The organism is Roseibium sp. M-1 (assembly GCF_054515675.1).
On sequence record NZ_CM137257.1, the window covers coordinates 2,246,179 to 2,263,142 of the forward strand.

Consider the following 16,964-nt stretch of genomic DNA (forward strand, 5'->3'; position numbering starts at 1 on the left):
GTTTGATGAAGCTTCGGCCCTTCCTGATGCCCCTAGTTGTGCTGACCGCTGCCGGCGGTCTGCTGGGGTGGTTGTTGCTGGCCGAGCCGCCACAGCTGCCGGAGCAGGAGCCGGAGGACCAGGCCTCCACGAATTCAGAAACGACCATCGCCGCCGCTCCCGTCGCTCCGGTCACGGCCGCGAAGCAGGAAGCCCCCCCCGGTCCGGGCCCGGCCAGCCCGATGGGAACTGCGCCCCTGCCGGATGAGATCCGCGACGTGTCGCCGGACGGCGTCAGCGCACCGAAGGTCAGCGGCAACCTCAAACGCATCGAGCCATCCAAGCGCTATCTTGAGCTCAAGGACCCTCCGGTGGAACCGGTTCCCGACGGTCCTCTGGAACTGGTCCGGGTCCAGGTTCTGGATGGCGGCCATCTGAAATCGGACCGGCTGACGATCACGCTGGCCCATATCGTGCCGCTGAAACCGGAGGAGACGTGCGTTTCGCGCCTCGGTGGCAGCTGGCCTTGCGGCGCGAGGGCCAGAACCTTTCTGCGCGGGCTGATCAGGCAGCTCAAGGTCACCTGCGAAAAGATCGAAGAAACCGGGCCGCAACAGATCCTGGCGACATGCAGCCGCGGAAACTTTGACTTGAGCACCCGCCTTGTCCGCTATGGCTGGGCAGATCCGGCGCCGGATGCGCCCGATGACCTGCTGGCACTCGCTGAAAAAGCCAAGGAAAAGAAGCTCGGCAAATGGCAATCGGAATGGCTGAACGAACTTCCGGTCTCCAGTTGGGAAAACGAACCCACCACCCTACCGGGGCTTGAAGACCTTGAACCCGAGATCGTGGAATGGAGCCTTCGGACAGACCCGGAGCAGCCGGAGAGCACGCCCCTTTCTGAGGAAACGGCAACCTCGCCGCCTGACGCGCAATAAGCTCTTGTGCACCGCCACCGAACGGCAGTCACGCTGTCGCTCGTGATTATTAACGCGTTGCCTGAAGGGTCGCTCGACCAGAGGTGAACTCAAATAGGTCGGTTTACGGCCAGAAGCCACCGCGTTGCGGCGCTGACAGCACCCGGCGCACTGATTAGGCTCCAGGGATCGCAACTCGATCCCTGGAGTTTTCTTATGCCACTCTCGAAAACCGTCGGCATATTAGGCGGCAGCGGCCAGCTTGGCAGCGCCCTGGCGACAGCCTGGCTTGAAAGCGGCACGCTCGCGCCCGAAAGCCTCTGGATCTCGAACCGCTCCGGTTCCGCCGACGGTTTCGAAGCCTGGCCTCAGGTCAGGGTTACACAGTCCAATCAGGCCTTGACGGAAGCGTGTGACGTCATTTTCCTCTCCGTTCCCCCTGCCCTTCTGGAAAGCGCCCGCATCCAGGCACCGGACAAGCTCGTCGTTTCGGTCATGGCGGGTGTCTCCAGAGCAAGACTGACGGAGCTGACCGGCTCGGAACGGGCCGTCCGGGCAATGTCCAGCCCGGCGGCCCGGCAGAGGCTTGCCTATTCGCCCTGGTGTGCATCGCCGTCTCTGACAGGCGACGACCGCGAGACGGTCATGGCATTGCTCAGTGCCTCGGGTCTCGCGGACGAGGTTCCAACCGAGGACCAGATCGAAGTCTTCACCGCGATCACCGGCCCCGTCCCCGGTTTTGTCGCCCTCTTTGCCGATTGTGTCGTGCAATACGCTCGAGAAAAGGGCATTGCGCCGGAACTTGCCGTGAGGGCGGTGAAACAGCTGTTTCTGGCGAGCGGCCGAACCATGGCAGAAGACGAGATTGCGCCGGCGGCGCATGTTCAGGAAATGATCGACTACGCCGGAACGACCGCCGCCGGGCTGAGGACACTACGTGATTCAGATCTTGCAGGCCTGATCGCGGAAGGCCTGGACGCCAGCGTCAGCCGTGTGCGGACGATTGCCAGGACTACCTGACTGACGCTGATAATGCTTGCCCTAAATCGGGTAAATCTTGAACGCCTGCAACTTGGACGGCGCGTCAGCGCGCCGCCCCTGTCGTCCGACCTCAGTTGGTCAATTCGCCGGCCAGCGCCTTGCGGATCATTTCGCGGGTCTCGGCAATGCCGTAGAGCGCGACGAAGGAACCGAAGCGCGGGCCTTTTTCCTGGCCCAGCAGCACCTGGTAGAGCGCGGCGAACCAGACAAGAGAAACGCCCGGGCCACCGTGCGGACCGGTCTTGGTCGGGTCCTGATAGCGCTCGATGGCGCGGGCGACGTCCAGGATGGCGTCCTGGATCACCGCGCCGTCCGCATCGGAAGGAAGAGCCGCCAATGCGGCATCCAGCTTTTCCAGGGCATCGCGCTCGACCTCGTCCGGAGCCTTGAACGACTTCGTCGGCTGGACGAAATCGTCGAAGTAACGGATCGCGTAGCCGACCAGCGCGTCCAGCTCCTTGTGCGTCTCGGCGGTCACACCAGGCGCATAGCGCGTAATGAAGGCCCAGAGCACATCCTTGTTCGAGGCGTTGGATGCCGAGACGAGGTTAAGGAGCATCGAGAACGGCACCGGCATGTCTATCTTCGGCACGTTGCCCGAATGGATGTGCCAGACCGGGTTCTGCAATTTCTGCACCTCCGGCATCTGCTCGTATTTCTCAAGGAACGTGTAATATTCGTCCACCGCCTTCGGAATGACGTCGAAATAGAGCTTCTTGGCCGTCTTCGGCTTCTGGAAGTTATAAAGGGCCAGGCTCTCCGGTGCGGCATAGGTCAGCCATTCGTCAATGGTGAGACCATTGCCCTTGGACTTGGAGATCTTCTCGCCGTTTTCATCGAGGAACAGCTCGTAGACGAAATGCTCCGGCGCCTTGCCGCCGAGGATGTTGCAGATCTTGTCGTAGATCGGCGCATTGGTCATGTGGTCCTTGCCGAACATCTCGAAATCGACGTCGAGCGCTGCCCAGCGCATTCCGAAATCCGGCTTCCACTGCAGCTTCACCCTGCCGCCGGTGACCGGCAGCGTGATGTCCTCGCCGGTCTCGTCGGCGAAGGTGATCGTGCCGTCCTTCGCGTTGACGTCCTTCATCGGCACGTAGAGCACACGGCCGGACGACGGTGAGATCGGCAGGAAGGGCGAATAGGTCGCCTGGCGTTCCGCGCCGAGGGTCGGCAGCATCACGTCCATGATTTTGCGGTACTTCTCGGTTGCCCGCAGCAGCACGTCGTCGAACTTGCCGGCCTTGTAATACTCGGTCGCGCTGGCGAATTCGTAGTCGAAGCCGAACGTGTCCAGGAACCGGCGCAGCATGGCATTGTTGTGGGCGGCGAAACTGTCGAAATCACCGCCGAACGGGTTTGGCACCGCCGTCAGCGGCATCTGCAGATAGGGCTCCAGGGCAGCGCGATCCGGCAAGTTCTCCGGGATCTTGCGCATGCCGTCCATGTCGTCGGAGAAGCACAGAAGGCGCGTCGGGATCTTGTCCTCCGTCAGCAGGCGGAAGGCCGTGCGCACCATGGTGGTGCGCAGCACCTCGCCGAAGGTGCCGATATGTGGCAGGCCGGACGGGCCGTAGCCGGTCTCGAACAGAACCGGCTTTGCCGGGTCCCGCTTCTCGATCCGTTTGACCAGTTTTCGCGCTTCCTCGAACGGCCACGCTTTGGATTTCGTGGCCGCCTCGACAAACTCTTGCGAAAGGTCAAGCGGCGGCAGGGATTGATCGGTCATTTTTAAGTCGTTCTGTTCATGTGATTGGATTGAATGCAGCCAGCCGGTTTTCTGTGTTTTTCCGGCCGATGCTGCGGCGCGACACTAGATCAAGCCGCCGCCATGTGCAATCTCGGGAACCGTGCAAGTTGACCGCTTTGATGGCGTTTCGTCCGGCATTGTCCGCCAAATCGGCGAAAGCCGGAAAAAGCGCCGGCAAACCGGTCCGCCGATTGTCGCGTCACAGTCACTTGAAGCTTGTGCCTCAACCCGTTACATCGGGCTCAAGAGTCAAGTTGAATTCGACCGTCAGACCGCGCCACTGGAGAATGAATAGTGTCTATGAATGAGCCGATCAGCGTACAGGAAGCCCTTATCTACGTGATGGTAATCGTCTCGGCGTCGGACAACCAGATGACCGACAAGGAACTGGCCACCATCGGCGACATGATCAAGATGCTGCCGGTCTTCCATGGCTATGACAGCAACCGGATCATCCCGGCCGCCCAACGCTGCGGTGACATCCTGCAGGAGGAAAAGGGCCTGCAGCTGGTGCTGGAACTGGTCGGCGACGTGCTGCCGCACAAGCTTTACGACACCGCCTATGCGCTGGCCGTGGAAGTGGCCGCGGCCGACCTGCATGTGGAGCAGGAAGAGCTGCGCATTCTGCAGCTGCTGCGCGACCGCTTCAAACTCGACAAACTGACCGTCGCCGCCATCGAGCGCGGTGCCATCGCCCGTCATCGCACCGTCTGACGCCCAAGGGCACATCGGAGCAGCATCTTGAAACGGACAAAGGTCCTCAGCTGGGCCGGCGCGGTCGTGCTGACTGTCCTGGCCGGTCTATTCCTTGTCTTTCAGGGCCTGTTGGATTTCGATCTTTCGGAATACGACACCCGGCCGCTCTCCTTTGCCTTCGACGACTATTCCGTTGCCGGAACGCTGCATCTTCCGGGACTCGAAAACCCGCCGGTCGTCTTGCTCGTCCATGGCGACGGGCCCGCGGACCGGTATTCGGGCGGCGGCTACCTTCCTTTGATCAACACGCTGCTGGACGGCGGCATCGCGGTCTATTCCTGGGACAAGCCCGGGGTCGGCGACAGCGGCGGCGACTGGTTGAGCTTTTCCATGGAAGACCGGGCCCGCCTTGCGGCAACGGCCCTTGCCGCCGTCCGGGAACAAGTCGGGCTTGAGACTTCACCTGCCGGATTTCTCGGTTTCTCCCAGGCAGGCTGGGTTCTGCCGATCCTCGCAAGAGACCCCGCCAAGGCCGATTTCTTCGTAATAGTCGGTGGCGCGCTCAACTGGCTGCGCCAGGGCGAGTATTATACCCGGCGGCGGATGGATCTTGAGGGGGCAAGCGCGCAGGAAATCGAAGCCGCTCTCGTTTCACGGCAAAAGGCCAACCGCAAGCTTCTTGCCGATGGCACTACATACCAGGACTATCTGGACAGCGGCATGGATGAGGCGCCGATGTCCGAAGAGCGCTTTGCGTTCGTGCACCGGAACATGCTGGCCGATTCAACCGAGCATCTGTGGCGCATTTCGGCGCCGGTCCTCACGGTTCACGGCAGCGACGACCTGAATGTCGATCCCATGTTCAATGCCAACTTCTTCCGCCAGATCCTGGAAGACCGGAACGGTGCCAACCGGTTCGTGATCGTTCCGGGAGCCACGCACGCCCTGCTCCGGGCCGATACGTTCAACTATCAGCTTGAAGGCGACATGCCGGCCTTGGCAAAGACCACCTTTGCCGTTCTTGGCCGGCGTGCCTATGCGCCGGGCGCGCTGGAAACGATCACCGGCTGGATCAAGAAACGTTCCGCAACCGGATCAGGTGCACAAACTTTCCACGATCGCTCAAATTGAAGCAATTCCGTTTGCCATCCCGCAAGATCCCCGCCCTTAAGACCATCGATGGGGAGCGGTGCTGACATCCGCTGCCGGGATCGATCCGATCTTGTGGAATGGAACACCTCTCTGCCAGATGGTTCTGCGGGCGGTTTGGGGGCGGTTTGGGGGCGGAGAGGGCAAATGAGCAATCAGGCAATCGGCAACGGGATGAGCGTTCGCTATCCGCTGCGGCGGCAAAGACAGCGATTGCGCAACCATCGCCCTGCGCCCTACGCCGTGCGGTATGTACGGGTCGCCACCGGGCCGAAACCGGTCAACTGGGGCACGCGCATGCTGATCGGCTTTGCCGGATTCGTCTGCGGCCTCGCCGCCGATGCTCTGGTGGCCTTTGCCGAGGATCACTTCCATCTTGCCAAGGACACGGATCCGGATCTCTTTGCCATCGTGCTAGGCACGGGCTTTGCCGGGCATATCATCTACCTGGTTTTCGGCATCCTGGCCGTAGCGCTGCTGACCGCCTTCAACCGGCGCAAATGGATCCTGTGGCTGCTGATCGGTTTTGTCGGCGGTATCTACAGCATCTGACCGGGCAAGGACGATCAGTTCAGACTGTGGATCGCGTCCGGCAGATCGAGCGAAAAGGCGGGAATGACGACGTCGAAGACCGAACCGTCCGGGCGTTCCATCTTATAGGAACCCGCCATGATGCCGTTGTCCGTGGCAAGCGGGCAATGGGAGGAATATTCATAGGTCTCGCCCGGCTCGATGATCGGCTGCTCGCCGACGACACCTTCGCCGCGCACTTCTTCAAGACGCCCCAGGCCATCGGTGATCTGCCAGTAGCGGGTCATCAGCTGCACCGGCTCGCTGCCGCCGTTGTGGATCTCCACCATATAGGCCCAGATATATTCGCTCTCTTCCGGACGCGATTCATCGTCCAGATAGAACGGCTCGACCGAGACCTCGATCCCATTGGTTATGGCGCTGTAACTGCCGGACACGACGGTTCCTATTCCAGATCCAAGGACTTGCCGCCGCAGCGGCCGGACTTCCGATGCCGGCCGTCTTGCAATTCCGCGGGCAGCCCGGCAACGCCGACTGGCGCAGGGCTGCTCCGGCGATGACGGCCGGTTCACTCAGAGGGGGCTTATAGGGCGAATGACGCAAGCGTGAAAGGGACTTACTTGTTATTTCCGTGCTGATTTTGCATGAACGGCCCAGAAAAATTCGAAAACAAGTTTGTCCAGATGTTCGATGCCCGCCTGCGCCCGCTGATCGATCCGCCGCTCAACCGCCTGGGGCGGAGCCTGGTTGCCACCGGTGTGACGGCGAACAGCGTGACACTTGCCGGCTTTGCCGCCGGTCTCGGCGCCGCCCTTGCCATCGCGACCGGCCATTTCCTTATCGGTTTCCTTCTGATCGGCCTCAATCGTTTTGCCGATGGGCTGGATGGTGCGCTGGCCCGCGCAACCGCCAAGACCGATCTCGGCGGCTATCTCGACATCACACTCGACTTCTTCTTCTACAGCGCGATCCCTCTGGCTTTCGCACTGGAAAACCCGGCCGCAAATGCCCTGCCCGCTGCCGCCTTGCTCGCCAGTTTCTATGCCAATGGTTCGGCCTTTCTCGCCTTCGCCATCATGGCGGAAAGAAAGAACCTTTCAACGGATGCGCAGGGGTCCAAGTCGCTCTATTACATCGGCGGCCTGGCAGAGGGCGCGGAGACCATTGCGCTCTTCCTGCTGATGGCACTGGTGCCGGCGTGGTTCCCGGTGCTCGCCTGGGGATTTGCCGCGATCTGTTTCGTTTCGGCCGGGGCGCGGGTGCTGATTGGCGTGAAAGCGTTGAGGGCTTAGGTTGTAACCTCAAGATCCCAAGCCAAGCGGGCAGGCATTTCGAGCACTTTGCAACCCCGTCCCCTCTCCCGTGGGAGAGGTTACTGGAGCAAGCTGCTATGAAGGCACAGTGCAGACCGGTTGACCGGAACCGCCTCAGATCGCCGCCAACGCCTTTTCGACGTCTTCCAGCAGATCCTGCGGATCTTCGAGGCCAACGGACAGGCGCAGGATGCCCTCGGTAATGCCGAGTTCAGCCCGGGCCTCCTCGCCGATCGACTGGTGCGTCGTCGTCGCCGGATGACAGATCAGGCTCTTGGCGTCGCCAAGGTTGTTGGAGATCTTGATCAGCTCCAGCGCATTGGTGAAGCGGAACGCGGCTTCCTTGCCGCCGTCGATCTCCATTGCCAGCATGGTGGAGCCGCCGCGCATCTGGCGCTTGACGACATCCGCCTGAGGGTGATCGTCACGGCCCGGATAGATCAGGCGCTTGACCTTGGCGTTGCCGGCGAGGAAATCGGCGATCCTGGCCGCGCTTTCCGTCTGGCGGGCAACGCGCAGCGGCAGCGTCTCAAGGCCCTTCAGGAGCACCCAGGCACTGAACGGGCTCATATGCGGGCCGGTATGCTTGATGAAGGGCATCACCTCGTCGTTGATCCACTCTTCGTCCGACAGGATCACGCCGCCAAGGCACCGGCCCTGGCCGTCGATGTGCTTGGTCGCGGAATAGACGACGACATCGGCGCCGAGCTGCAGCGGCGACTGGAAGAGCGGCGTTGCGAAGACGTTGTCGACGACGAGCCGTGCACCGGCTTCCTTGGCAATCGCCGCCACGGCGGCAATGTCGATCACTTCCAGCGTCGGGTTGGTCGGGCTTTCCAGGAACAGCGCCTTGGTGTTCGGCCGCACGGCCGCCTTCCACTGCGCGATGTCGGTGCCGTCGACCAGCGTGCTTTCCACGCCGAAGCGCGGCAGCAGGGTCTCACAGACATAGCGGCACGAGCCGAACAGGGCTTTCGCCGCAATCACGTGATCGCCTGCCCGGACAGACGCCATCATCGCCAGTGTGACGGCAGCCATGCCGCTGGCGGTTGCCCGTGCGGCTTCCGCGCCTTCCAGCGCCTTGATGCGATCTTCGAACATGGAGACGGTCGGGTTGGCATAGCGGGAATAGACGTAGCCCGGGTCCTCGCCATTGAACCGGGCTTCCGCTGCTTCTGCACCGCTGTAAGTGAAGCCCTGAGTCAGGTAGATGGTCTCGGAGGTCTCACCAAAGGGCGACCGCATGGTGCCGCCGTGAACCAGGGTGGTTGCAGGGCGCCAGTTCTTGTTTCCGGTCTTGGTGGTGTCGCTCATGTCTTTCATTCCGCTCCAAACGCAAAAAACCCCAGCCTCAAGACCGGGGTTCTCACCTCCGGCCTTTTTAGCAACTTGTTTAACGTGGCTGCAAGCCGGCCGGCCCAAATCACCACGAAGTGCGCTTGTCCTACGGGAAAACGGAGGGAAGGTCAATTGCCTTGCGCAAGACAGCGCAAATGCCCTGTTCTTTCTCAATGCCTGTTGGCGCGCGCGGCCCGATCCTTTAAGAGCGATAGACGAGAAAGATGCGGGAAACCTTTATGAACGTGACAGCGGGCCAGATCTTGAACGGAAGCGCGACCCTGACGAAGAACGGCATCCTGCCGGCGCGGATTATCGAGGCGATGTTCACCGCCGGCGAAATCTCCGCGGACGCGCCGCCCGTGACCGGCCAGATCCAGCCCGCCAGCCTGGACCTGCGCCTCGGCGGGGAAGCCTACCGGGTCCGCGCCAGCTTCCTGCCCGGTCCCGATATCAAGGTCGCCGACCGTCTGGCGCAGCTGAAACTGCACACGGTCGACCTCACCGAAGGCGCGGTTCTGGAAACCGGCTGCGTCTATATCGTGCCGCTGCAGGAGAGCCTCACGCTGGCAAAGGACATTTCGGCCACCGCCAATCCGAAGAGTTCGACCGGCCGGCTTGACGTCTTCACCCGTGTCATCACCGACAACGGCCTTGCCTTCGACACGATTCCGGCCGGCTATACCGGCCCGCTCTATGCGGAAATCTCGCCGCTCACCTTCCCGATCCTGGTCCGCTCCGGCTCCCGTCTCAGCCAGATCCGCTTCCGCCGCGGCCAGTCGCTGATTTCCGACGCCGACCTTGAAGAGGTCCACAAGGCACACACCCTGATGAGCGGCGGTAATCAGCGCATTGGCGGCGGCGTGCAGCTTTCGATCGACCTGGAAGGCAATGGGCCGGAGAGCCTGATCGGTTACCGCGCCAAGCACCATTCCGGCCTCATCGACGTGGATGTCGTCGGCGCGCAGGACGTGCTCGATTTCTGGGAGCCGATCTACCGGCGCCAGCGTGCCGAACTGATCCTCGACCCGGATGCCTTCTACATCCTCGTCAGCCAGGAGGCGGTGCATGTGCCGCCGGATTATGCCGCCGAGATGGTGCCCTTCGATCCTCTGGTCGGCGAATTCCGCGTCCACTATGCCGGCTTCTTCGACCCGGGCTTCGGCCATGCGGGCGCCGGCGGCATCGGCTCGCGCGCCGTCCTGGAAGTGCGCTCGCACGACGTGCCCTTTATCGTCGAACACGGCCAGACCATCGGCCGGCTCGTTTATGAACACATGGCCGAGCGGCCGAAAACGCTCTATGGCGAGGGCATCGGTTCCAACTACCAGGGCCAGGCGCTGAAGCTTTCCAAGCATTTCAGGGCGCCTGCCTGACGCCGATGGCCTTCAAGACCGTTACGCGTGAATTCGAAGGATTTCTGGAAGACCGGAAGTCCCGCTTCCTGGCGCATCTGGTGCCGGTCGACCTGTTCGACACGCGCCTGGAAGAGCTGCGCAAGGAGCACAAGAAGGCCAATCACATCGTGACCGCGCACCGTCGTCTTCTGGAAGACGACCGGGTGGAGGAAAGCGGCAAGGACGACGGCGAACCCGCAGGCACTTCCGGCATGCCGACCTTGCGTGTTCTGCAAGGCGCCGAGCTGATCAACTGCGCCGTGCTGATCGTGCGCTATTTCGGCGGCACCAAACTCGGCGGCGGCGGCCTCGCGCGGGCCTATTCCGGCGCGGCCCAGGACGCCATCAACAATTCCGAGCTGGTGCCGTTCCAGAAGATCCTCACCCGCACCGTCAAGGCCGATTTCGCATCAAGTTCGGAACTGGAACGGCGGATCGAGAACCTGGGTCTGACCGTGATCGCGCGGAACTACACGGAAGACGGCGTGACGCTGACGGTCGAGGGACCGGACAAGGTTCTGGCTGTGCTGTAGAGTTTGTGGCCGATCCTTCGAGACGGGCCTTCGGCCCTCCTCAGGATGAGGTAGTGGTTTTGGCCATGTTTCACGGATCGCCACATATTCGACCTCATCCTGAGGAGCCGCGTCAGCGGCGTCTCGAAGGATCGGCTTCAGAACTTCACGCCCGCTCCCTGCCGACCTCCGCCCGAAGCTCCCTCACCTCTTCCCGCAACTCCTTCATTTCCGCCAGGATCATGATGGTGTCGTTGTGGATGGCTTCCCGGTTGGCGACAGCTTCCGTCTCGGTTTCCGCCTGCATGGCCGAAACAATGATACCGATGAAGAGGTTCAGCACCGTGAAGGCAGTACAGAGGATGAAAGGCACGAAGAAGAGCCAGGAATAGGGAAAGACTTCCATCACCGGGCGCACGATGCCCATGGACCAGCTTTCCAGCGTCATGATCTGGAAGAGCGTATAGAGCGACGCTCCGAGATTGCCGAACCAGTCCGGAAATGCGCCACCATAAAGCTTGGTTGCCATGACTGCGAAGACGTAGAAGACCAGTGCCATCAGCACCACGATTGATCCCATGCCCGGCAGAGCCGCAATCAGCCCGCCGATGACCCGGCGCAGCGACGGAACCACAGAGATCAGGCGCAGGGCTCTCAGGATCCTGAGCGAGCGCAGGACGGAGAGGTTGCCGGTCGTCGGCATCAGCGAGATCGCGACGATGGCAAAGTCGAACAGGCTCCAGGGATCGCGAAAGAACTTCGGGCCATGTGCGAAGAGGCGCAGGGCCAGTTCGATCACGAAGATGCCGAGAATGACCTTGTCAATCACCAGCAGCACACTCCCGAACCCGGCCATTACCGTGGGGCTGGTTTCGAGCCCGAGCGTAACGGCGTTGAGCACGATGATGCCGATAATGGCAAATTCCCAGTTGCGTGACGTGACCAGTGCCTTGACCTGCTGACGCATATTCCCGATCCGATTGCTTGCCGTTATACCGGCGCATCATGACGCGCCGGCGCGAAGATGGCGATTTCCATGCCGCAGTGCAAGATCGGGATAAGGGAAAAGCACAGCCGGCCCGCCGAGCCTGCTTGACAGGCCCTGCAACTCAGCGCAGAAAGCAAAGGCAGGCGACGCGGGTGTAGCTCAATGGTAGAGCAGAAGCTTCCCAAGCTTAAGACGGGGGTTCGATTCCCCTCACCCGCTCCAGATTCTGACGCCACCTTCTCCGCACCTCCAAGTTTTCTCTTCACATCAACGCCGCGTTTCGACGCTGTTGCTCGGCCTGCGGATGTTTTCCCGCGACAGGCCGACATCCGCCAGAAGGTAGTCCGGCAGATCGGCAAGATGGGCCATGTCGCGCCGGCGCCGTAGCCAGCGATGCAAGGGGCGGATGAGGCGAAGGATCGAGGACTGCTTGCCTGAACGCAGTCTGCTTATCGGCACGGAATGATCGGACATAAGGCTGCTCCCGTCGGTTTGGATGCAACCAGGCTAAGCTTTGCGCCTTGCATCGGGTGCGCGAAGTTCGCAAAACTGTGAGAAAATTTCGCAGGAATTCTGATTCTTCGTTATCTTTTCTCTATCAGCAATTCGAAAGGCGATGCGATATGGATCTCGACGACTTCGATCATCAAATCCTGAGGCTCATGAGCCTCGATAGCCGGCGCACCGGAAAGGAGCTGTCCGAGCTTGTCGGCCTGTCGCCGGCCGCATGTCTCAGGCGGGTGCAGCGGCTGCGGGAAATCGGCGCCATCGAACGGGAGATCGCCCTGCTGGCGCCGGAAGTGACCGGGGCAACAGTTACCCTTCTGGTGATGCTGGCATTGACGCGCGGGCAGCCGGATCGAACCGCACGCCTCAGGCAAAAGCTGTTGAAACTGAAGGAAGTGAAGAAGATCTATCATGTCACCGGGCCTGCCGACCTGGTGCTGACTGTTCAATGCGCCTCCATGGAGACCTATGCCACTTTCACCGAGGCGCATTTCTATGACGAGGAGATCAAGGGCTTCGACACGATCGTCGTCCTGCGATCCTACGACGCTGAAACCGGTCCGGCATGACACACCTGGCAACGGGACGGCTGACAAGGGGGACCGGGCCGGGATATCCTGCGGCAGCGAATCCGGCGGGTATGCCGCCGGGACCTTCCCTTGAACCGCATCAGGGCTTCGGCGTGCAGACAGGACTGCTACTATCCAGGTTATCCCGCACCATCGGCCGGATCGTCCTGCCCGGCTGCGTGCTGCTTTCACTCTTTGCGGTTGCCGCAACAGCCCAGGAGCCGGAGGTGCGCGTTCCCAATTTCTGGGATCCGAAGGCGGTGCACGACCGGCCGAACGATGTGCCGGACAAGATCCAGTTCCTCGCGACCGACGCTTATCCGCCTTTCGTTTTCCGGGATTCCAAGGGACGCCTGACCGGGTTCAATGTCGATCTCGCCCGCGCGCTCTGCCAGGAACTCGGCAGTTCGTGCGCGCTGCGCATCAAGGATTTCGACGTGCTTGTGCCCGCGCTCGACGAGGACGAGGGCGATGCGATCATCGCCGGCATTTCCCGCAGCCTGCCGGCCGCCCGCTGGCTCAATTTCACCGAGGACTATCTCAAGCTGCCCGCGCGCTTTGTCGTGAAGGCAGAGAATGCCGCCTCCTTCGACGAGCAGGCATTGGCAGGCAAAACCATCGCCGTCGAGGCCGGGTCGCGCTACGAGGCCTTTGGCAAGCGCTTCTGGCCGCGGGCAAATATCGTCGGCTACGGCACTGCGATGGAGGCCCGCGAGGCGGTCAAATCCGGTGCCGTCGACGCCCTTTTCGGCGACGGCCTGAACCTTTCCTTCTGGCTGCGCAGCGAGGACTCAGCCAGTTGTTGCGCCTTTGCCGGCGGCCCCTGGCTGGAGCCGGGTTATTTCGACGAAGGCATGGCGATCGCCACCCGCTCGGAAGATCCGGAACGCGCCGAGGCCCTCACCTACGCCCTGCGCCAGCTGCACCAGAAGGGCATCTACCGCGAACTTTATCTGCGCTATTTCCCGCTGAGTTTCTTCTGAGCGTGCGCTTCACGATTTTTCAGTTCGAGCACACAATCGTTTTTTAAAGCGCCGCGCTCGCCGGCCTGGTCCCCTTCCCCCTTGTGGGGAACGGTTGGGGATGGGGGTGAACAGCGAAGCTGTAAAACGCCACCGAGGCCGGTTTCGCTGGCCAGACAGAAATACCCCCACCCTTGTACCCTTCCGACAATGGTGAGGGCGATCGCATTTGGAAATAGTCATTCAGAAAATACTGGCGCCCCCCCGGACAAGCGAAGCGCAGATCCGGGGCCTACTCGCAGAGCCACTTGCCGAAGCACGCAAGGTTTCGTGAAGAAGTTGCCACCATTCAGCTCTCTGGAAACGAGTGGGCCCCGGGTCTCGCGATGCTCGCCCGGGGTGACACCAGTGTTTCTATATGACTGTTCCAAATGCGATTGCCCTGCCACTAGAGGGAGGAAGGGCGACGCAAGCTGGGCGGCTTCAGAAATAGAATAGGAGCTGTAAAACCGGTTCACTCCGCCGATGGGTTGGGGGTGCTGTCCTCCCGCTTCTGCTCCGTTGTCTGCAAAAACGGGATCCACAGGCTGAAGGGCAGAGAGTGCGCGCGCGGGGTGAGGGAGGGGCCGAGGCCGATTTCCATGGTCTCGTGGCCCTGCTCGGGATCCTGGGTATAGGTGCCGAACAGCCGGTCCCAGATGGAAAGGTAGAAGCCGTAATTGCTGTCCGTTTCCCGGCGAATGACCGAATGGTGGATGCGGTGCATATCCGGCGTGACGATGATGACGCGCAGCACCCGGTCGAGCCTCTCGGGAAGCCGGACATTGGCGTGGCCGAAGACAGCCGAACCGTTGAGCACGATTTCGAAGATCAGCACCGCCTCGACGGGGCCGCCGAGGGCAACGATCACAAGCCCCTTCCAGATGAACGAGGCGAGGATCTCGGCCGGATGGAAACGCAGGGCCGTCGTCGCATCGACCTCGCTGTCGGCATGGTGCACCCGGTGAATGCGCCAGAAGAGCGGCACCTTGTGCGAGGCGAGATGCTGGAACCAGACGGCGAGATCGAGGATCAGGAAAGCCAGAAGCCCCGCCAGAGCCGCTCCCCAGCCTTGCGACCAGCCCAGAAGGCCGAAAAGCCCCCAGCCTTTCTCCGCTGCCAGAAGGGCCAGGCCGACGCCGCCGATCGGGAAGACCAGCCGCACCAGCAGCGCATCGAGCAGGATGAAGCCCCAGTTGGTAGGCCAGCGTTTCAGCCGGCTGCTTTTGAGCCTTCTTCGCGGCAGGCCGGCTTCCAGTAGGGCCATGACCAGAAAGATGCCGGCAAAGCAGGCCATGCGGAGCTGGTTGATGTCGATCTGGTCCAACATGGGGGCTTCGTCACAATCCAATCTGTTGCCGCTTGCCAAGGGCGAGGCGGACCTATAGGGCAGTCACAGCTTATCCTTCTACACTCCTCCTGCCTCTGCGACAGATCATATCTCCATGACCGACCTAATCTGGACCCGCCCCGAAACAGCTCCCGCCGCGACACTGCTGCTTGCGCACGGCGCGGGGGCGGCGATGGATTCCGCCTTCATGAACAAGCTGGCGGCCGCCCTTGCCACTGAGGGTATCGCGGCCGCCCGCTTTGAATTTGCCTATGTGGCGGGGCGGCGCACAGGCGGCCCAAAAAAGCCTCCGCCCAAGGCCGACAAGCTGATCGGCGAATATCAGACGGCGCTGCAGGCGGTAATGAAGGAAAGCGACGGCCCGCTCCTGATCGGCGGCAAGTCGATGGGCGGCCGTGTCGCGGCGATGCTGGCGGGAGGCGGTTCCCTGCCCGGCCGCGTCAAGGGCGTTGCCTGTTTCGGCTATCCGTTCCACCCGACTGGCAAGGCGGACGCCGAGTGGCGCCTCGCGCCGCTTGAAGGTGCGAAGCGGCCGGTATTGATCCTGCAGGGCGACCGGGACCCGTTCGGTTCGCAGGCGGAACTCGACGGCATCACCCTGCCCGCGCAGGTCACCCTCACCTATCTGGAAGACGGCAACCACGACTTCGGTCCGCGCGGCAAATCGCCGGCTACGCTGGACGGGAATATTGCGGCAGCTGCGAAGGCGGTGCGGGAGTTTGTAAGCGGGTTGGCAAAATAGGCGCGAAACTACGTCTCGACCTCATCCTGAGGAGGACCGTCAGGTCCGTCTCGAAGGATGGGCGGCACGCTCCGGAGCAAGCGGCCCATCCTTCGAGACAGCGCCGGGGCGCTTCCTCAGGATGAGATTATTTTTAAAGATAGATTGAACAAATCCGGGCGTCTGTCCGCCCGGGATTCTCGTTGAATTACTTACCCGGCTTGCCGTCGAATTCGTAGCGGGCGCTGCAGAATTCGCAGGTGACGATGATCTTGCCATCGACGGTCATGTGGTCGACGTCCTCGTCGCTGAAGCCGGCCAGGACGTTTTCGATCTTGTCGCGCGAGCAGCTGCACTTGTCGGCAAGCGGCTGCGGCTCGTAGAGGCGCACGCCGCGCTCGTGAAAGAGGCGGAAGAGCAGCATCTCGACGCTGACTTCCGGGTCCGTCAGCTCCACATCCTTGACCGTGTCGACCAGCGCCTTGGCCTCGACCCAGGCATCGTCCTCCTCGATCTCATGCGGATTGGTGCCTTCCGGCGCGTCGCCCGGATCGATATCGGCCTGCTTCATGCGCTCCGGCGCTTCCGGCAGGAACTGGATCAGAACGCCGCCCGCGGTCCACGACCTGACGGCCCCTTCGCCTTCCCGGCGGGTGAAGAGTTCGCCGACGCCGAGGCGAACCTCGGTCGGGATCTGTTCGGAGCGCTCGAAGTAACGCCGCGCGACGTCCTCCAGCGATACGCCGTCCAGTTCCACCAGACCCTGGTAGCGCTGCATGTGGCGGCCCTGGTCGATGGTCATCGCCAGATGGCCATGGCCGAGCAAAGCTTCCTGTGAGGCCTTGCCGCCCGCCATCAGCTCCTCGACGTGCTCCCGGTCGAAGGTCGCGCAGGCGCGGATGGCATCCGGGGTGGCGAAGTCGACGACGAGCATGGAGACGGGACCGTCCGTCTGTGTCTGCAGGGTAAAGCGGCCGTCGAATTTCAGCGACGTGCCGAGCAGGCTGGTCAGGACGATGGCCTCGGCCAGAAGGCGCGAGACGGGTTCGGGATAATCGTGCCGATCCAGAATGGTTTCCAGCACGGGACCGAGCGCCACCGCGCGGCCGCGCACGTCCAGACCCTCGACGGCAAAGGGCCGGACAGCGTCCAGCCCCGCAGGCATGATGCCCAGTTCCTCAAGATTGAAGGCCACGTAATTCGC

Annotated in this window: 18 protein-coding genes, 1 tRNA gene and 1 riboswitch; of the genes, 12 read left to right on the forward strand and 7 right to left on the reverse strand. The window is 62.0% G+C overall.

The window, feature by feature from the left end; genetic code table 11:
• Window positions 1-5: 5 nt before the first annotated feature.
• Both ACX3M4_RS10140 and ACX3M4_RS10145 read left to right on the forward strand, forming a co-directional pair.
• Window positions 6-917, forward strand: coding sequence for a thermonuclease family protein (locus ACX3M4_RS10140; protein WP_459358460.1), 912 nt, complete (start codon window positions 6-8; stop codon window positions 915-917).
• Between the two features lie 195 nt (window positions 918-1,112).
• Complete coding sequence (locus ACX3M4_RS10145) at window positions 1,113-1,916, forward strand: pyrroline-5-carboxylate reductase family protein (protein ID WP_459358461.1); 804 nt, start codon at window positions 1,113-1,115, stop codon at window positions 1,914-1,916.
• 91 nt (window positions 1,917-2,007) lie between these two features.
• Here ACX3M4_RS10145 and ACX3M4_RS10150 read toward each other — a convergent pair whose 3' ends face one another.
• Window positions 2,008-3,666, reverse strand: coding sequence for a lysine--tRNA ligase (locus ACX3M4_RS10150; RefSeq protein WP_459358462.1), 1,659 nt, complete (start codon window positions 3,664-3,666; stop codon window positions 2,008-2,010).
• A gap of 321 nt (window positions 3,667-3,987) precedes the next feature.
• Here ACX3M4_RS10150 and ACX3M4_RS10155 point away from each other — a divergent pair, with 321 nt between their 5' ends.
• The 3 genes from ACX3M4_RS10155 to ACX3M4_RS10165 all read left to right on the forward strand — a co-directional run bounded on the left by ACX3M4_RS10155 (window position 3,988) and on the right by ACX3M4_RS10165 (window position 6,084).
• Window positions 3,988-4,401 carry a tellurite resistance TerB family protein gene (locus ACX3M4_RS10155; protein WP_459359407.1) on the forward strand — a complete coding sequence of 138 codons (414 nt, stop codon included), beginning with the start codon at window positions 3,988-3,990 and terminating at the stop codon, window positions 4,399-4,401.
• Between the two features lie 27 nt (window positions 4,402-4,428).
• A complete protein-coding gene (locus ACX3M4_RS10160; protein WP_459358463.1) occupies window positions 4,429-5,514 on the forward strand; it encodes an alpha/beta hydrolase family protein in 1,086 nt (361 codons plus the stop codon).
• Between the two features lie 165 nt (window positions 5,515-5,679).
• Window positions 5,680-6,084: a hypothetical protein gene (locus ACX3M4_RS10165; protein WP_459358464.1), complete on the forward strand. Its 405-nt coding sequence runs from the start codon at window positions 5,680-5,682 to the stop codon at window positions 6,082-6,084.
• Window positions 6,085-6,098: 14 nt separating this feature from the next.
• Here ACX3M4_RS10165 and apaG read toward each other — a convergent pair whose 3' ends face one another.
• Window positions 6,099-6,500, reverse strand: a complete 402-nt coding sequence (gene apaG / locus ACX3M4_RS10170; protein ID WP_459358465.1) for a Co2+/Mg2+ efflux protein ApaG — start codon at window positions 6,498-6,500, stop codon at window positions 6,099-6,101.
• A 246-nt stretch (window positions 6,501-6,746) separates the two neighbouring features.
• On the opposite strand from apaG, the gene ACX3M4_RS10175 reads away from it, so the two are divergent.
• Window positions 6,747-7,355 (forward strand): CDP-alcohol phosphatidyltransferase family protein, encoded by a 609-nt coding sequence (locus ACX3M4_RS10175; RefSeq protein ID WP_459359408.1) that lies wholly within the window; start codon window positions 6,747-6,749, stop codon window positions 7,353-7,355.
• A 135-nt stretch (window positions 7,356-7,490) separates the two neighbouring features.
• On the opposite strand, the gene ACX3M4_RS10180 is transcribed toward ACX3M4_RS10175, so the two are convergent.
• Window positions 7,491-8,699 (reverse strand): O-succinylhomoserine sulfhydrylase, encoded by a 1,209-nt coding sequence (locus ACX3M4_RS10180; protein ID WP_459358466.1) that lies wholly within the window; start codon window positions 8,697-8,699, stop codon window positions 7,491-7,493.
• A 37-nt stretch (window positions 8,700-8,736) separates the two neighbouring features.
• Window positions 8,737-8,816, reverse strand: a riboswitch (SAM riboswitch).
• A gap of 137 nt (window positions 8,817-8,953) precedes the next feature.
• Here ACX3M4_RS10180 and ACX3M4_RS10185 point away from each other — a divergent pair.
• Window positions 8,954-10,090 carry a 2'-deoxycytidine 5'-triphosphate deaminase gene (locus tag ACX3M4_RS10185; protein ID WP_459358467.1) on the forward strand — a complete coding sequence of 379 codons (1,137 nt, stop codon included), beginning with the start codon at window positions 8,954-8,956 and terminating at the stop codon, window positions 10,088-10,090.
• Window positions 10,091-10,095: 5 nt separating this feature from the next.
• Window positions 10,096-10,644: an IMPACT family protein gene (locus tag ACX3M4_RS10190; RefSeq protein ID WP_459358468.1), complete on the forward strand. Its 549-nt coding sequence runs from the start codon at window positions 10,096-10,098 to the stop codon at window positions 10,642-10,644.
• A gap of 145 nt (window positions 10,645-10,789) precedes the next feature.
• On the opposite strand, the gene ACX3M4_RS10195 is transcribed toward ACX3M4_RS10190, so the two are convergent.
• The gene (locus ACX3M4_RS10195; protein WP_459358469.1) at window positions 10,790-11,590 is read right to left on the reverse strand and encodes an ion transporter; all 801 of its coding nucleotides are present in this window, start codon (window positions 11,588-11,590) and stop codon (window positions 10,790-10,792) included.
• Between the two features lie 169 nt (window positions 11,591-11,759).
• Here ACX3M4_RS10195 and ACX3M4_RS10200 point away from each other — a divergent pair.
• Window positions 11,760-11,833: transfer RNA gene (locus ACX3M4_RS10200), tRNA-Gly, on the forward strand.
• Window positions 11,834-11,878: 45 nt separating this feature from the next.
• Here ACX3M4_RS10200 and ACX3M4_RS10205 read toward each other — a convergent pair.
• On the reverse strand, window positions 11,879-12,085 hold the full coding sequence (locus ACX3M4_RS10205) for a DUF1127 domain-containing protein (RefSeq protein ID WP_459358470.1): 207 nt from the start codon (window positions 12,083-12,085) through the stop codon (window positions 11,879-11,881).
• Between the two features lie 149 nt (window positions 12,086-12,234).
• Between ACX3M4_RS10205 and ACX3M4_RS10210 the strand changes: the two genes are divergently transcribed.
• Window positions 12,235-12,687 carry an Lrp/AsnC family transcriptional regulator gene (locus ACX3M4_RS10210; protein WP_459358471.1) on the forward strand — a complete coding sequence of 151 codons (453 nt, stop codon included), beginning with the start codon at window positions 12,235-12,237 and terminating at the stop codon, window positions 12,685-12,687.
• A gap of 71 nt (window positions 12,688-12,758) precedes the next feature.
• Window positions 12,759-13,670: a transporter substrate-binding domain-containing protein gene (locus tag ACX3M4_RS10215; protein WP_459358472.1), complete on the forward strand. Its 912-nt coding sequence runs from the start codon at window positions 12,759-12,761 to the stop codon at window positions 13,668-13,670.
• A 493-nt stretch (window positions 13,671-14,163) separates the two neighbouring features.
• Here the strand turns inward: ACX3M4_RS10215 and ACX3M4_RS10220 are convergent, their stop codons facing one another.
• Window positions 14,164-15,018: a sterol desaturase family protein gene (locus ACX3M4_RS10220; RefSeq protein WP_459358473.1), complete on the reverse strand. Its 855-nt coding sequence runs from the start codon at window positions 15,016-15,018 to the stop codon at window positions 14,164-14,166.
• A gap of 115 nt (window positions 15,019-15,133) precedes the next feature.
• On the opposite strand from ACX3M4_RS10220, the gene ACX3M4_RS10225 reads away from it, so the two are divergent.
• Entirely contained in the window at window positions 15,134-15,781 is a 648-nt protein-coding gene (locus ACX3M4_RS10225) for an alpha/beta family hydrolase (RefSeq protein ID WP_459358474.1), read from the forward strand.
• 187 nt (window positions 15,782-15,968) lie between these two features.
• Here the strand turns inward: ACX3M4_RS10225 and ACX3M4_RS10230 are convergent, their stop codons facing one another.
• On the reverse strand, window positions 15,969-16,955 hold the full coding sequence (locus tag ACX3M4_RS10230; RefSeq protein WP_459358475.1) for an Hsp33 family molecular chaperone: 987 nt from the start codon (window positions 16,953-16,955) through the stop codon (window positions 15,969-15,971).
• Window positions 16,956-16,964: the final 9 nt, after the last annotated feature.

Coding starts and splice junctions, on each gene's coding strand:
- ACX3M4_RS10195 (WP_459358469.1), bottom strand. CDS start 11,590: ATGCGTCAGCAGGTCAAGGCACTGGTCACGTCACGCAACTGGGAATTT.
- ACX3M4_RS10210 (WP_459358471.1), top strand. CDS start 12,235: ATGGATCTCGACGACTTCGATCATCAAATCCTGAGGCTCATGAGCCTC.
- ACX3M4_RS10175 (WP_459359408.1), top strand. CDS start 6,747: ATGTTCGATGCCCGCCTGCGCCCGCTGATCGATCCGCCGCTCAACCGC.
- ACX3M4_RS10205 (WP_459358470.1), bottom strand. CDS start 12,085: ATGTCCGATCATTCCGTGCCGATAAGCAGACTGCGTTCAGGCAAGCAG.
- ACX3M4_RS10145 (WP_459358461.1), top strand. CDS start 1,113: ATGCCACTCTCGAAAACCGTCGGCATATTAGGCGGCAGCGGCCAGCTT.
- ACX3M4_RS10190 (WP_459358468.1), top strand. CDS start 10,096: ATGGCCTTCAAGACCGTTACGCGTGAATTCGAAGGATTTCTGGAAGAC.
- ACX3M4_RS10140 (WP_459358460.1), top strand. CDS start 6: ATGAAGCTTCGGCCCTTCCTGATGCCCCTAGTTGTGCTGACCGCTGCC.
- ACX3M4_RS10165 (WP_459358464.1), top strand. CDS start 5,680: ATGAGCAATCAGGCAATCGGCAACGGGATGAGCGTTCGCTATCCGCTG.
- ACX3M4_RS10215 (WP_459358472.1), top strand. CDS start 12,759: ATGCCGCCGGGACCTTCCCTTGAACCGCATCAGGGCTTCGGCGTGCAG.
- ACX3M4_RS10185 (WP_459358467.1), top strand. CDS start 8,954: ATGAACGTGACAGCGGGCCAGATCTTGAACGGAAGCGCGACCCTGACG.
- ACX3M4_RS10225 (WP_459358474.1), top strand. CDS start 15,134: ATGACCGACCTAATCTGGACCCGCCCCGAAACAGCTCCCGCCGCGACA.
- ACX3M4_RS10150 (WP_459358462.1), bottom strand. CDS start 3,666: ATGACCGATCAATCCCTGCCGCCGCTTGACCTTTCGCAAGAGTTTGTC.
- ACX3M4_RS10180 (WP_459358466.1), bottom strand. CDS start 8,699: ATGAAAGACATGAGCGACACCACCAAGACCGGAAACAAGAACTGGCGC.
- ACX3M4_RS10155 (WP_459359407.1), top strand. CDS start 3,988: ATGAATGAGCCGATCAGCGTACAGGAAGCCCTTATCTACGTGATGGTA.
- ACX3M4_RS10220 (WP_459358473.1), bottom strand. CDS start 15,018: ATGTTGGACCAGATCGACATCAACCAGCTCCGCATGGCCTGCTTTGCC.